The 14,060-nt window shown below is 35.8% G+C and carries 15 protein-coding genes; 5 read left to right on the forward strand and 10 right to left on the reverse strand.

Translation table 11 applies throughout. The annotated features are described in order from the left end of the window. The 6 genes from Q0972_RS11265 to Q0972_RS11290 all read right to left on the reverse strand — a co-directional run. The coding region (locus tag Q0972_RS11265) for a hypothetical protein (RefSeq protein ID WP_299365817.1) at positions 1 to 237 on the reverse strand (237 nt) is incomplete at its 3' end. A gap of 160 nt (positions 238 to 397) precedes the next feature. Beyond that, positions 398 to 1,024, reverse strand: a complete 627-nt coding sequence (locus Q0972_RS11270; RefSeq protein ID WP_299365818.1) for a tRNA (guanine-N1)-methyltransferase — start codon at positions 1,022 to 1,024, stop codon at positions 398 to 400. Between the two features lie 124 nt (positions 1,025 to 1,148). After that, positions 1,149 to 1,892 (reverse strand): hypothetical protein, encoded by a 744-nt coding sequence (locus tag Q0972_RS11275; protein WP_299365819.1) that lies wholly within the window; start codon positions 1,890 to 1,892, stop codon positions 1,149 to 1,151. A gap of 90 nt (positions 1,893 to 1,982) precedes the next feature. After that, entirely contained in the window at positions 1,983 to 2,498 is a 516-nt protein-coding gene (locus Q0972_RS11280; protein ID WP_299365820.1) for a hypothetical protein, read from the reverse strand. Positions 2,499 to 2,641: 143 nt separating this feature from the next. Then, on the reverse strand, positions 2,642 to 4,090 hold the full coding sequence (locus tag Q0972_RS11285) for a glyceraldehyde-3-phosphate dehydrogenase (RefSeq protein ID WP_299365821.1): 1,449 nt from the start codon (positions 4,088 to 4,090) through the stop codon (positions 2,642 to 2,644). Between the two features lie 139 nt (positions 4,091 to 4,229). Beyond that, on the reverse strand, positions 4,230 to 5,636 hold the full coding sequence (locus Q0972_RS11290; protein WP_299365822.1) for a trypsin-like peptidase domain-containing protein: 1,407 nt from the start codon (positions 5,634 to 5,636) through the stop codon (positions 4,230 to 4,232). A gap of 151 nt (positions 5,637 to 5,787) precedes the next feature. Here Q0972_RS11290 and dapF point away from each other — a divergent pair, with 151 nt between their 5' ends. The 5 genes from dapF to Q0972_RS11315 all read left to right on the forward strand — a co-directional run bounded on the left by dapF (position 5,788) and on the right by Q0972_RS11315 (position 9,814). Further along, a complete protein-coding gene (gene dapF, locus Q0972_RS11295; RefSeq protein WP_299365823.1) occupies positions 5,788 to 6,567 on the forward strand; it encodes a diaminopimelate epimerase in 780 nt (259 codons plus the stop codon). Beyond that, positions 6,561 to 7,085: a GNAT family N-acetyltransferase gene (locus tag Q0972_RS11300; RefSeq protein ID WP_299365824.1), complete on the forward strand. Its 525-nt coding sequence runs from the start codon at positions 6,561 to 6,563 to the stop codon at positions 7,083 to 7,085. The genes dapF and Q0972_RS11300 overlap by 7 nt, the downstream gene beginning before the upstream one ends. A gap of 3 nt (positions 7,086 to 7,088) precedes the next feature. Beyond that, positions 7,089 to 8,132: an endolytic transglycosylase MltG gene (gene mltG, locus Q0972_RS11305; protein WP_299365825.1), complete on the forward strand. Its 1,044-nt coding sequence runs from the start codon at positions 7,089 to 7,091 to the stop codon at positions 8,130 to 8,132. Between the two features lie 3 nt (positions 8,133 to 8,135). After that, positions 8,136 to 9,041, forward strand: a complete 906-nt coding sequence (locus tag Q0972_RS11310) for a DUF2279 domain-containing protein (protein WP_299365826.1) — start codon at positions 8,136 to 8,138, stop codon at positions 9,039 to 9,041. A gap of 116 nt (positions 9,042 to 9,157) precedes the next feature. After that, positions 9,158 to 9,814 (forward strand): peptidoglycan-binding protein LysM, encoded by a 657-nt coding sequence (locus tag Q0972_RS11315; RefSeq protein WP_299365827.1) that lies wholly within the window; start codon positions 9,158 to 9,160, stop codon positions 9,812 to 9,814. On the opposite strand, the gene Q0972_RS11320 is transcribed toward Q0972_RS11315, so the two are convergent. From Q0972_RS11320 to dnaA, 4 genes are all read right to left on the reverse strand, one after another. After that, on the reverse strand, positions 9,811 to 10,527 hold the full coding sequence (locus Q0972_RS11320) for an SAM-dependent methyltransferase (protein WP_299365828.1): 717 nt from the start codon (positions 10,525 to 10,527) through the stop codon (positions 9,811 to 9,813). The genes Q0972_RS11315 and Q0972_RS11320 overlap by 4 nt on opposite strands. A gap of 1 nt (position 10,528) precedes the next feature. Further along, entirely contained in the window at positions 10,529 to 11,935 is a 1,407-nt protein-coding gene (locus Q0972_RS11325) for a PQQ-dependent sugar dehydrogenase (protein WP_299365829.1), read from the reverse strand. Between the two features lie 66 nt (positions 11,936 to 12,001). Next, positions 12,002 to 12,466, reverse strand: coding sequence for a low molecular weight protein-tyrosine-phosphatase (locus Q0972_RS11330; RefSeq protein WP_299365830.1), 465 nt, complete (start codon positions 12,464 to 12,466; stop codon positions 12,002 to 12,004). Between the two features lie 10 nt (positions 12,467 to 12,476). Beyond that, the gene (gene dnaA, locus Q0972_RS11335; RefSeq protein WP_299365831.1) at positions 12,477 to 13,904 is read right to left on the reverse strand and encodes a chromosomal replication initiator protein DnaA; all 1,428 of its coding nucleotides are present in this window, start codon (positions 13,902 to 13,904) and stop codon (positions 12,477 to 12,479) included. Positions 13,905 to 14,060: the final 156 nt, after the last annotated feature.

The following is a 14,060-nucleotide window of genomic DNA, read 5'->3' on the forward strand; positions in this document are numbered from 1 at the left end:
AAAGGTTACAAGTTTGGAGTCAGCGCCACTGCCTCCAGTGGACACTACCCTTAAAAAGTTGTCATCGGCACCGTTGGGGCCGCCAGAGGCAACATTTTGATTGGGTAACGAAGATGAGTTCCCCTTGGTCCAGTTCTCAGTAGTAAAGTTCTCAAAATCATCTGTTTGATTCAAAGTAATTTGAGATATAGCTAAAAAAGGTGAAAGTAGTAGACTAATTAAAATAGTTTTTTTCATTTAGTTGTAGTTTATTGATTGTATTATGTTTTATAAAATAGCATATAAATGTAGGTATAAACATAATATTAATTTACAACTAACAACAAAAAATCCGCAATGACTGCGGATTTGGTATTAATTCTATTTAGACTTCTATTGTGCTCAGTCTGACAATGTGTTATGCCTTATTCTTATTGATCTCGTCCTGTAGTTGGCGCCTTACTTTTTGCTCACGTTCTAAGGCTACGCGTCGGTGCTCCTCAAACTCGGTTTCGACCTCCTCGAGTTTTAGTTTGGCGCCTTTAGTTAAAGCATTACTGTTTTTAAATTTAAAGATAAAGAGCAATAACAACGCAAAGAGCACCGCAATAATAGTCCACATAATGACATTATAGTTGGTTTTGCTGGTTTGCATACCTAATAAAGTCATATTGTTCTTTTCGGTATTGGTTTGGTCTAATGTAGTTTGCGTGTCGACGAGTTTCGTTTTTAGGGTCGAAATTTCCTTAGCTTGCCCCTCAACCAAGGTTTTGGAATCTTCTAGATTTTTATAAGTGGTCTTTAGGGAATCTAAAACATTGGATTTTAGCTTTAACAGCCAGGCTAGCTTTACGGCTTCGTAAGGTTGCCCATTGGTACCCTTAAAGTTACCTGACTTTCTAAAAACATATTCAAATTGGTTATCTATGGAACCACTGTCTAGAGAATATAGATCTTTGGTATTAGCAGTATTGGTTTGGGCATTAATGGTGTGTAGGCTAAATGTAACTACAAGAGCTACAGTGAGTTTGGCTAAGGTTTTCATCCTCAATAATTTTGGTTGCATTAGATTAATTAGGTGCCAAGATAAGGATTTTATAAATAAATTATCAAAGCAAATAGCCCCACAATTAAGAGAGGCTATTTCATATACGAGTGTAAATATGAATTTAGATGTTTATGGTGCTTAAATGGCTAATATTGTTAATATTATTATTGTTCAAACTGTATTGATACAAACCGTTATCACCTATGAGTACAATTATATCACTATTTATAATCACATCAAAAGCATCTACGTCTATTGATGTTACTAAGTTTGAATTTTCTGGATCGGATACATCAAAGACTTTTACTTCATCATCACAAACAAACAAATAATTACCATACAAACCTATCCCAATAGGTTGAACTAAATTTCTTGATGAGATTAAAATAGGATTTGTAACTTCTGTAACATCATAGATTTCCAAAACATTGATATCTATGCCACATCCAATATTGGTGTGTAAGGTAACGAAAGCGTGCGTATCGTTTGCAACGACAGGATCACAGGCTGTAAAGTGTTGCACATCGGAAAGGTAAGACGGCGTTTCTGGATTAGCTATGCTATAAATAAACATACCGTTTCTAGAACCTATATATAGGTAGTTTCTGTAATTAAATAAGGTCTCAATATTAAAGCCAATAGGTACGGTATTCACTAAAACAGGTTGTTCATTATTTACAATGCTAAATACATTAAGATTGCTATCGTCAACCACATATAAATAGTCTAGATAGATCGAGAATCTGGCTAAAGAGCCACCTTGTCCCGTTTCTGTAAATGAATTTGAAGAATCGTTTGAAGTACTATCAGAGCTACAGCCTAATAGCATCAATGCGAAAGTTAATATGGTATATATTTTTTTCATATGTTAATATGTTTTGTTTAAAGTTGATGCAATTCGCCAATGATAATCTTGGGGGTATTAATCAATTATTATTGGCTCATTTCATAGTTATTAATCTGCAAGTTGCCAGTCTATTACAATTTCGTTATCCTCAACAGGGTAATAAAATGGCCCTTCTGGTGTCCATATTTGAGGAAATACATTTTCTAAGCGTTTGGTCAGCGTTAAGGTTTCTGAAGTTTCGTCAATTTTAAAAGCGATGAGGTCTCTGGCATTATTGGCATAAAACACATCGTTTTTAATACTTAAATCCGAAGACCCCAATACGTTAATAAAACCAATATTTGAAGGATTTGTTGGATCGGAATTATTAATGATATGAAACCCTTTATTGACCTCATTGATAAAGATGAAATTGCCCTTTACATAGATTTTTCCCGAGTTCACTATAGGTTTTGGTGCGCTTTCTAAAACCGTAGTGTTTTCAAATTCGGAGCGTTGCATAATTACTGGTTCATAGGAATTTTGAGGTAAATCCACGATAATGTCATCGTCATTTCCCCATCCAATACAAGATTGAAGATAGAGGGGAAGCGTTACTAGAAGTAACAGAGAATATTTTTTCATAGGTGATCGATTTAGTTCTGTAAGTAGATGTAGAAACCAAATAAAGGTTGCGTTGAAAATAATTTGATTTTTCAACATCTCGGCTATAAACAAAAAAAATCTTGCCCTAAGACAAGATTTTTATTTTCCTTTTTCAGTACATTCTAATAGTAAGCGTAACGCCTTACTTTAGAAATATATTTTGCCAGTCTAATTACCTGATGGCTGTAGCCGTACTCATTGTCGTACCAAATGTACAGAATTACATTTTTACCGTCACCTCTCACGATGGTCGCTTTACTGTCATAGATTGAAGGCGCAGAGCTACCAACAATATCGCTAGAGACTAATTCATCGCTCATTTCGTATTTAATTTGCTCAACCAAATCACCTTCAAGCGCATACTTTTTCATAATGGTATTGATGCTTTCTACTGAGGCTTTTTTATCTAGTTCTAAGTTTAATATAGCAAGAGAGCCATTGGGAACAGGTACCCGAATAGCATTAGAGGTCAACTTTCCTTCTAATGATGGTAGTGCCTTACTTACCGCTTTTCCTGCTCCTGTTTCTGTAATAACCATATTTAAACCTGCTGCTCTTCCACGTCTGTATTTTTTATGGAAGTTATCCACCAAGTTTTGATCGTTGGTGTATGCATGGATGGTTTCTAAATGGCCAGACTTTACACCAAACGAATCCTCTATGGCTTTTAAAACTGGGGTGATGGCATTAGTTGTACAAGATGCTGCTGAAAAGATTTTAACTTCATCAGGATTGTGTTCTAAGTGGTTAACACCATGTACAATATTTGGGACTCCCTTTCCTGGTGCGGTCAATAACACTTTATCCACCCCTTTTGCTTTTAAGTGCCTACCTAAGGACTTTTCATCCCTAAAGGCGCCAGTATTGTCAATAACCAAAGCATTACTAATACCATATTTGGTATAGTCGATAGTTTCTGGAGCATTGGCAGAGATAACACTAACGGTTGTGCCATTAATGATGAGTGCACTATTTTTTGTATCAACACTTACCATACCAGAGAAATCTCCATGTACGGAATCATTCCTTAAAAGAGAAGCGCGTTTTTCTAAAACAGTTTCATTGATTTCGCCACGAGTAACGATGGCTCTCAATCGCAGTTGGTTGCCTTTACCTGTGCGTGTCATTAATTCACGTGCCACCAAACGTCCTATTCTACCAAAGCCATAAAGAATTACATCTTTTGGTTCGATATCTCTCGGTTTTTTTGCGTCTTTGAGTTTGGCTGCAACAAAAGCAGTAGCATTATCGTATTTTTTATCTTCTAGATGATACTCGTAGGTCAACTTTCCGATGTCTAACTTGGCAGGTTGCAAGTTTAACTTTTTGATGGCCTGAGCAATCTCAACAGAATCAAAAATAGAGATTGGCTTTTGAACAAATTCGCCTGCATATTCGTGCAAGTTCAGAATCTCGCTCACTTTCATGTCGATCAATTGATTTCTGAACAGAACAAGTTCAACAGAATCGTCATACCAAAGATCGCTTACTGTTTTAATAAATTCGACCGTAGCTCTGCGACGATCTGCTTGAAACGCTAACTCTTTTTCGTAAGTGTCGTTAAAACCCATTTTTGTTTTGATTTAGTGGTTTTTAAATTCGCCGCAAAAATACATATTTCAAACGTTTTCGTAACGCTTTTTACCGAAAATAAAAACCCTTCAAAGAATTGCACTTTGAAGGGTGGTTTCTACCTATTTAAGTTGAGTTTTATCTAAAATTATAAACGACTTTTTCACCTTCACTATTAATAACTTCAATTTGAAGTGGTTCGTTATAGTTTCGGGTTTTTATGGCATTTTGGGCATCATCGACCGAATATAGTTTTTTGCCATTAATTCTTGTGATAATATTCCCTTCTTCTATACCTTCTTTGTTCCAATAAGGTTTGTAATTTTCATCAAATTCCGAAATCTTTACACCGTAACTTGCGCCAAACTTCTCTAAATCCTTTTCGGAAGCATTCTTCACGAAACCAATAGTTTCAATAATTGTGGTTGAAGGACGCAATAATGTAACAGGAAGAATTTCTTCATTTCCATTTCTTATCAAAGTGACATTTACAATATCATCAGGACTTTTTGTTTTTAAATAACCTGATAGATCAGAAAATTTGTTGATTTCTACATTATCTATCTTCTTAATTATGTCACCAGATTTTATCCCGGCTTTTTCAGCACCAGTATCCTCAGTAACTTCACTTACATAAAAACCTTCGGTAATATCTGTTCCCAACTGTTCAGCTGATTTACTATTAAGTGTGCCTCCCACCACACCAAGAATACCATTTTGTACATTACCATACTCCATGATGTCATTCACTATTTTCCGCGCAATGTTGCTAGGTACGGCAAAAGAATAACCAATATAAGAACCATCACGCGATGAGATGGCTGTATTAATGCCTATTAAATCTCCATTGGTATTCACCAAAGCTCCTCCGGAGTTTCCAGGATTTACAGCGGCATCAGTTTGTATAAAGGATTGTGTGTTTCTACCGCTTAAGTCTCTCGACTTTGCACTAATAATTCCCGCAGTAACCGTAGAGTTTAAATTAAAGGGATTACCTACTGCCAAAACCCATTCACCGATTTTTGCACTATCAGAATCACCAAATGCCAAGAAGGGTAGATCCTCGTCAGTTTCAATTTTGATTAAGGCAATATCGGTGGCCTCATCGGTACCTACAAGTTCGGCCATGTACGATTTATTATTATTCAGGGTAATACTAATTTCATTAGCATTTTGTATCACGTGGTTATTGGTAACAATATAACCTGTAGGAGATATAATTACACCACTTCCAGTGCCAACCTGTGCACGTTGTGAGCTACGACCAAAAAACAAATCCTGCATGGTCATAGGTGCTGAAACTATAGCTGTATTTTTTACATGCACAACGGCATCTATAGTTTTTTCTGCAGCTTCAACGAAACTTGGTGCGTCATAAGATGAATCGTTCGAAATTGTATTTGTAGGGACATAAATTGGTAAATCAGAAACTTGTTCTACAGCCAATTCCTCTGTCTTTTTTTCTTCGACAAAAAGTTTGTATCCACCTAAAGTTAATAGACCACCCAAAGCTGAAACACATACTAGAGTTAGGATCTTCTTCATAATTTTTCAGAATTTAAGTTCAACTGTTTAACGTTTAAATTTAGAGATTTATTGAATTTCATTTTCTATTTTAACGACTATTTAACGCCAACTTTAACTGCGTTTTAACACCTCATTTTACAGGCTATTATTCTTATATTTGCCTGTAAATATGGCAATGACATTTTATAAATATCAAGGTACTGGTAACGACTTCATCATCGTTGACAATCGTTTACAGAAAATCAGCAAAAATAATACCAAGCGTATTGCGGAATTGTGTGACAGACGTTTTGGCATTGGAGCCGACGGATTCATTCTTTTGGAAAATGACAAAGATTCCGATTTTAAGATGGTCTATTTTAATGCAGACGGTAATGAGAGCAGTATGTGTGGTAATGGCGGGCGTTGTATTACAGCTTTTGCGAAGTATCTCGGAATTATTGACAATGAAGCCATTTTCAACGCTATAGATGGCTTGCATAAAGCCAAAATTGAAGATCATACTGTGCATCTTCATATGAACGATATAACCAAAATTGACGTTTTTGACAGACATCTTTTTCTAGATACAGGCTCTCCTCATCATGTGGAGATGGTTAACGATGTTAAAGCCTATAATGTAAAAGAAATGGGCTCTAAAATTAGATATGGATCGCCCTACGGTAAAGCTGGCAGTAATGTGAATTTTGTTGAGCAAGTTTCTGAGAACATATTTGCCGTAAGAACTTACGAACGTGGTGTAGAAGATGAAACACTATCTTGTGGCACTGGGGTTACTGCCGTTGCTATAGCTATGCATAAAGGTAACAAGACTAAAGCAAATGAAGTGGATTTAAAAACACCTGGAGGTGATTTACGGGTAACTTTTGAAGAACATGATGATGGTTATAAAAATGTTTGGCTTATTGGGCCTGCAGTACAAGTTTATAAAGGTGAAATAGAATGGTAACACTTAAAGGTAAACATATTTATTTACGGGCCTTGGAGCCAGAAGATTTGGATTTTGTTTACCAAGTTGAAAATGATATGGCATTATGGCAATTGAGCGACACACAAACACCGTATTCCAGATTTTTGATTAAACAATATCTCGAAAATGCAAAGCAGGATATTTTTGAGGCCAAACAGCTGCGCTTAGCTATTTGTAATAACGACAACAATACCATTGGACTAATCGACGTTTTTGATTTTGATGTCAAGAATAAGCGTGCTGGGATTGGTATTTTAATTAAGGAAGCACCCAACAGAAATCAAGGTTATGGTAAGGAAGCTCTGAAGCTTTTAGTCGATTACTGTTTTAAAGTGCTTCATTTGCATCAGGTGTATGCCAATATTTCAGAAGACAATCAAGCGAGTTTAAAATTGTTTGAAAGTAATGGTTTTGAAAAGATCGGATTAAAAAAAGATTGGAGTTTTGATGGGAAGGCATTTTCAAACGAATTTATTTTACAGCGTATTAACAATTAGTATATGTATATAAAAAAGATACTTTGGGCCATTGCCTTAATCGGACTTGTCATTTTTGGTGTCATAGCCTATTATATCTATGGTGCTATGTTTCAGCCTAATACCAAATTTACTAATGACGAGGCCTTTATCTATATCCCTACAGATGCCGATTATCTAGAGGTACGAGCTCAACTAGAGCCTTTATTACAGGATATGGAAGCGTTTGATGCTTTAGCGAACCAAAAGAAATATACATCCAATATAAAAGCAGGTCGTTTTGTGATTTCTAAAGGCATGAATAATAACGATATTATCAATTCCATTAGAAGCAAAAACCTGCCAGTTAAAGTCTCTTTTAATAATCAGCATAGTCTAGAGGAATTGGCTGGACGAATAAGTAAGCAAATTGAAGCTGATAGTTTGTCGCTCATAAAAGCCATGAGAGATGAAACATTTATGAAGGACAACGGATTCACAAATGCCACCGCTTTGGGGATGTACTTACCAAACAGTTATCAATTTTTTTGGAACACATCTGCAGAAGGCTTTAGAAAAAAAATGCTAAAAGAATATAATAGATTTTGGAGTGACGGCAGAAAGACTAAGGCTAAAGCACTGAATCTTACACCTAGTGAAGTGATGACCGTTGCCTCTATAGTCTATGAAGAATCCAAACAAAAAGAAGAGCAACCAAGAGTAGCTGGTGTTTATTTGAATCGATTGCGAATAGGGATGAAGCTCGATGCCGATCCGACGATTAAATATGCTGCCTATCAATTGCCAAAATATAAGAATACGGTCATTAGACGCGTGTTGAACGTACATAAGGAAATAGATTCACCTTATAACACATATAAAAATGTAGGTTTACCACCAGGATTAATTGCTATGCCAGATTTGTCTGCTATAGATGCCGTTTTAAATCCTGAAAAGCACAGTTATCTATATTTTGTTGCAGATGCTAAGCGTTTGGGCTATCATAAGTTTGCAAAGACATTGGCGCAGCACAACAGAAATGCAAGGGCTTATCAAAGGTATTTATCATCTCAAGGTATAAATAGATAAATCTTGAAATGGTGTATCGGCTATATCATTGTATTAGTTAGTGTCTCTAGTTCACTTTTTTCACAATCTCAACTCAATCGGTTTTTAAAACCTAGCGATACTTTAAATACGTCTAGGAGGAATGCCATCGTGATTTCTGAAACTTCTCTAGCGGCAATTACACTTGTTGGATTAGATCAACTGTGGTATTCAGATTATCCGCGTTCTAAATTCAGAACGATTAATGATAGCGATGAATGGTTGCAAATGGATAAGATTGGCCATGTATTTTCATCCTATCAATTAGGAAGGCTTAGTGCCAATACCTTAAACTGGGCAGGCGTCAGTAAAAAAGGTCAGATCATCTATGGGTCATCTTTAGGCTTAGGTTTTTTAACAGCAGTTGAAGTCATGGATGGATTTTCTGAAGAATGGGGATTTTCTTGGGCCGATATGGCTGCTAATGCTCTGGGAACAGGCTTATTCGCTGGCCAAGAACTATTATGGCAAGAACAGCGGATATTATTAAAGTACTCGTTTCACAGAACACGTTTTGCAGAACAACGGCCAGATAAACTAGGTAATGGTCTAACTGAAGAATTTTTAAAAGACTATAACGGGCAAACCTATTGGTTGAGTGCAAATATTAATGCATTCTTAAAGACCGATTATATTCCCAATTGGTTAAACTTGGCTTTTGGGTATGGTGCTGACGGTATGTTGTCTGGTGATGCTAATGATCCCCTATTTCCAAACCAAAATAGAACACGTCAGTATTACCTAAGTTTGGACATTGATTTAAGCCGAATTAAAACGAAATCCAATGTCTTAAAAACTATTTTTGACGTTTTTAATGTCATTAAAGTCCCTTTTCCAGCTTTAGAGCTTAATAGTCTGGGACGAGCAAAGCTGCATTATTTCTACTTTTAACAAGTTTTAATAACACTTAATCTATTGATTTTCAAAAAATAAATAAATTTCGTATCTTTGCAGCCGAATTTTATAAAGCTTTTGGGGAAAGCTTTATGAGTGTAAAATTAGCTGTTATGGTTAAGAATAGCGTTAAGAATTTTTTACTGCCATTTTCAATTTGTTTTTCAATTGCTTTGGCATTATATCCAGATTCCACTTTAAATTCAGATTTATATTCTACTGAAGGATTAGATTTAGATTATAATATTTCTGCAGAATTGGCTATGACTGAAGAGTCTCAAGAGATAAAGCCAAACATGTTCACGCCGCATTTAGGGAAATCTTTTGAGGGATTTAAAGAGGCTTTAGCCTTTAAAGAGTCGAGAGGTGACTATTTTACGGTTAATACGCTAGGTTATTTAGGTAAATATCAATTTGGTTCTGAAACTCTCAAGTTATTGGGAATCTACAATCCAAATCAGTTTTTATATAATCCAGAATTGCAAGAAAAGGCATTCATGGCCAATGCATCACGAAATAAATGGGTACTTAGAAAAGATATTGAGCGTTTCGAAGGTAAATGCATTGGTGGAATTAAAGTTACAGAATCTGGTATATTGGCAGCAGCGCATCTAGCAGGCCCTGGGAGTGTTAAGAAGTATTTGAGAAGTTATGGAACTGATAACTTTGCGGATGCATACGGTACAACGGTAAAGTATTATATGAAACGCTTTTCGGGTTATGATACGTCTATTATAGAACCAAATAAGAAAGCTAAAGCTAGGCTTTAATCTTTTTGTATAATAAAGATAGCGGGTCGTTTCTGTAAATCTTCTTCATTAGTTTTCCATTCACTAGCAGGCATAGTTTTTATAAACTCTGTGGGTAATGTTAAATCGCAAGCAACACAAACCCTAGTTTGTGGGTGAAGCACTCTTGCCATATCATCTATCATCTTCATATTTCTGTAAGGTGTCTCTATAAAAATTTGGGCTTGGTTATGCTCTGCCGAAATCTTTTCTAGGGCTTTTAATTTAGCTTTTCTTTCCCCTTTGTCTATAGGTAAGTAACCGTTAAAACTAAAACTTTGGCCATTCATGCCCGAAGCCATTAAGCCCAAAATTATTGATGATGGCCCAACTAAGGGTATAACCCTTATGTTTAATTGATGTGCTAAACCAACAATGTCAGAGCCTGGATCTGCTATGGCAGGACATCCTGCTTCAGAGAGCAGCCCTATGGATTCACCTTCCAAACAGGGATTTAAATACGTATTTCTTTCTCCTTCAGTAGTGTACTTATTTAAAACGCTGAGCTCTAATGAGGATTGTGACTTGTTTGGTGAAACACGCTTTATAAAACGGCGTGCTGTTTTTTCGTTTTCAACAATGTAGTAATTTATATCCTCAATGACCTTTTTTATTGATATGGGTAATACCTCTAAGGGTGGATTGTCGCCAAGTCTAGTTGGAATTAAGTATAGTGATCCTTTTTTGGTATTCATATTAATCGATAACTAACTTCTCTGTAATTTGCTGACCGTCTACAGACTCAATTTTTAAGATATAGAATCCGCTTTTTAAATCAGAGGTGATTATTTCCTGAACGGTTTCATCTGTTTTGTTCAGTACCTTTACGGATTTTCCTTGAATATCATAAATGGTAATTTTGGTCGAATGTGAAAAACTGGTATTTGAAAAGTCTATCTGAACCACATCCTTTGCAGGATTTGGAAAAATTGTAACCGTATTTAGTTGGTTTTCTTCTATACTCAAAGGTGCATCATCTATGATCTTAAAAATATTCCCAGAAAGGCTAGATACTAGCAATTCGCCGTTTACATCTTCACCGAAAGCAACCCAATCGCCTGAGAAACCCTCTAAAGTCATGGTCCAGTTTCCACTTTCAAATCTCAAGAAACCTATTTCTTCACTGCAGTAGTCGGCAAAGAAATATAAACCTTCCAAATTTGGATATGTTGTGCCTCTATATCTATAGCCTCCTGTAATAGAACATTTAAAGTCACCATCAAAAAGATGGCTGTATTGAGCCACAGGAAAGGTAAGGGTGCTACTACTTGGACACCCTGTATCATTAAATATACTGTTGCCCTCGTAACATCTCCAACCGTAATTAAGACCTGCATCAGTTGATGAGGCGAAGTTGATTTCTTCAAAATCGCTTTGCCCTACGTCACCAATCCATATGTCGTTTGTAAGTCTGTCGAAAGAAAATTTCCATGGATTTCTTAATCCATAGGCCCAAATTTCGTCGCTAGCAGTAGGGTTTCCGACAAAAGGATTGTCTGGTGGAATATCATAAGGATTGGATATCGAGGAATTATTGACATCTATTCGAAGTATTTTGCCCAATAAATTTCCAAGGTTTTGTGAATTGTTTTGAGGATCGCCTCCAGCACCACCATCACCAGAAGAAATATATAAATAACCATCTGCTCCGAAGGCTAAATCGCCTCCATTATGATTTGAAAATGGTTGAAAAAAGGTAAGGATGATTAATTCTGAGTTAGGATCAGCTAAGGATGGATCAGTGGTACTTCTAGAAAACCTAGAAACTACGGTATCTCCCATATTGTCTGTGTAGTTAACGTAAAAATAACCGTTTGTAGCATAATCGGGATGAAAAGCCAATCCTAGTAATCCTTTCTCTTGTCCGGTATCTGTACCAGACGACCGATTATCTATATCCAAAAAAGGCGTAGTTTCTACTGTTCCATCACTGTTAAGTATTTTTATAATACCATCTTGTTCCACAATAAATAGTCTGTCGTCACCAGCATGTTTAATATTTACTGGCCTAGTAAAACCTGTGGCAAAAAGTTCTAATTCTAAGTCTTGAGAGTGGCATATTGCAACGCAAATGCAGCACAAAAGTGTAGTGAAAGTTTTCATAGCATAAGTAAAAAAGGGAATTTTATACTAAGTTACAAAAAAATCAAATAAATGGTAAGAAATATGTTACAATTTGGTACTCAATAAATTATGGGCAATTAAGTTTGATGTTTCATCAATTAAATCAAAAACATATTCAAACTCATTTAGATCACCATAATAAGGGTCTGGCACGTTTTTATTGGAAATGGAAGGATTTTCCTCTAAAAAAAGTTTCACTTTACCAATATCATTGTTGTTTCTTGCCAAACCAATAATATTGCTATAGTTTGAAGCATCCATAGCATAGATATAGTCAAACTCGTCGAAATCCGAAATTTTAAATTGCCTTGCTTTTTGAGCACTAATATCAACGCCATGTGAGTTAGCAACATTAATAGAGCGATGATCTGGTTTGTTACCTACGTGATAAGCTGCTGTACCCGCAGAATCTACATAAAAATGGTCGCTTGGGAGTTTTGATTCCAAGATGCCATGGGCAATTGGCGAGCGACAAATATTGCCTAAGCACACCATTAAAATACGAGTCATGATTATATGTTTAAAGCGATAGTTTTTTAGCTAAATCTTCGACGTACTTTCTAAACTGTTTATCAGTAGAAGAGAGATTGTCTACGGTTTTGCAGGCATGTAGAACTGTTGCATGATCGCGCTGGCCTATTTGAGAACCTATACTAGCTAAAGAGGCTTTGGTATATTTTTTGGCAAAGAACATGGCAAGTTGGCGCGCTTGAACGATGTGACGCTTACGAGTCTTGGATTGTAATGTGCTTACGTCCATTTGGAAATAATCGGAAACCACTTTCTGTATATAATCTATTGAAACTTCGCGCTTGGTATTCTTTACAAATTTCTCAACGATATCCTTAGCTAAGTTTATAGTGATTTCTTTTTTGTTGAAAGACGATTGTGCAATTAGCGAAATAATGGCGCCTTCTAATTCCCTTACATTGGATTTGATATGCTTAGCAACATATTCAACAATCTCTTCAGGCATTTCAACGCCATCTCTGTAAAGCTTGTTTTTTAAGATAGACACTCTAGTTTCAAAATCTGGTGTTTGTAATTCAGCAGAAAGTCCCCATTTAAATCTAGACAATAAGCGTTGTTCAATATCTTGCATGTCAACAGGTGCCTTGTCACTTGTTAAAACCACTTGTTTGCCATTTTGATGTAAGTGGTTAAAGATATGGAAGAATACGTCTTGCGTACCAGTTTTACCAGACAAAAACTGAACATCATCAATGATTAATACATCAATAATTTGGTAGAAATGGATAAAGTCATTTCTGTTATTCTTTTTTACCGAGTCAATATATTGTTGAGTAAATTTCTCTGCCGAAATGTATAAGACCGTTTTCTCGGGATATTTGTCTTTAATATCCACACCAATAGCATGGGCCAAATGTGTTTTTCCTAGACCAACGCCACCAAAAATTAAAAGCGGGTTAAAGGAAGTTCCTCCTGGTTTATTAGCTACAGCAATACCAGCATTTCTCGCCAAGCGGTTAGAATCTCCCTCAAGAAAATTTTCAAATGTATAACTAGGATTTAGTTGAGACTCAATCTTTACATTTCTAATCCCAGGAATTATAAATGGATTTTTTAATTCAGGACTCTTATTATTAAATGGAACATCAACATCTTGTGATTTTACAGGAGTACGGTTAGCACTCGGGATTCTTTCGGTAAAAGGTTGCTTATTGCCATAAGTGTTTTCCATCTTTATGACATAGACCAATTTGGCATCATCACCTAGTTCTTTTGTCAACGCAACTTTTAGAATTTTAACATAGTGTTCTTCTAACCATTCATAGAAAAATTTACTAGGTACTTGGATGCTTAGTGCATTGCCCGAAAGTTTAACAGCTTGTATGGGCTCGAACCATGTTTTGTAGGCTTGAGGTTGTATATTATCTTTTATAAATTCGAGACAATTACTCCATACAGATTGCGCTGTGATCTCCATTCGTAAAGTTAGATTTTTGTTGTTAGTTAGATTAGCAAAAAAAAAGAGAATTAGGATTCTCTTATGGTTTTGAACATGACAAATATGTGAACAAAATTCTTAAAAAAAAAATCAAATTTCATTGAATATTTAGAAATTTTTCCCCATGTTTAAAAT

The sequence above is a fragment of the Winogradskyella sp. genome (genome assembly GCF_028282165.1).
Classification (GTDB): domain Bacteria; phylum Bacteroidota; class Bacteroidia; order Flavobacteriales; family Flavobacteriaceae; genus Winogradskyella.

Coding starts and splice junctions, on each gene's coding strand:
- mltG (WP_299365825.1), top strand. CDS start 7,089: ATGTATATAAAAAAGATACTTTGGGCCATTGCCTTAATCGGACTTGTC.
- Q0972_RS11285 (WP_299365821.1), bottom strand. CDS start 4,090: ATGGGTTTTAACGACACTTACGAAAAAGAGTTAGCGTTTCAAGCAGAT.
- dnaA (WP_299365831.1), bottom strand. CDS start 13,904: ATGGAGATCACAGCGCAATCTGTATGGAGTAATTGTCTCGAATTTATA.
- dapF (WP_299365823.1), top strand. CDS start 5,788: ATGGCAATGACATTTTATAAATATCAAGGTACTGGTAACGACTTCATC.
- Q0972_RS11320 (WP_299365828.1), bottom strand. CDS start 10,527: ATGAATACCAAAAAAGGATCACTATACTTAATTCCAACTAGACTTGGC.
- Q0972_RS11315 (WP_299365827.1), top strand. CDS start 9,158: ATGGTTAAGAATAGCGTTAAGAATTTTTTACTGCCATTTTCAATTTGT.
- Q0972_RS11270 (WP_299365818.1), bottom strand. CDS start 1,024: ATGAAAACCTTAGCCAAACTCACTGTAGCTCTTGTAGTTACATTTAGC.
- Q0972_RS11300 (WP_299365824.1), top strand. CDS start 6,561: ATGGTAACACTTAAAGGTAAACATATTTATTTACGGGCCTTGGAGCCA.
- Q0972_RS11280 (WP_299365820.1), bottom strand. CDS start 2,498: ATGAAAAAATATTCTCTGTTACTTCTAGTAACGCTTCCCCTCTATCTT.
- Q0972_RS11330 (WP_299365830.1), bottom strand. CDS start 12,466: ATGACTCGTATTTTAATGGTGTGCTTAGGCAATATTTGTCGCTCGCCA.
- Q0972_RS11275 (WP_299365819.1), bottom strand. CDS start 1,892: ATGAAAAAAATATATACCATATTAACTTTCGCATTGATGCTATTAGGC.
- Q0972_RS11325 (WP_299365829.1), bottom strand. CDS start 11,935: ATGAAAACTTTCACTACACTTTTGTGCTGCATTTGCGTTGCAATATGC.
- Q0972_RS11290 (WP_299365822.1), bottom strand. CDS start 5,636: ATGAAGAAGATCCTAACTCTAGTATGTGTTTCAGCTTTGGGTGGTCTA.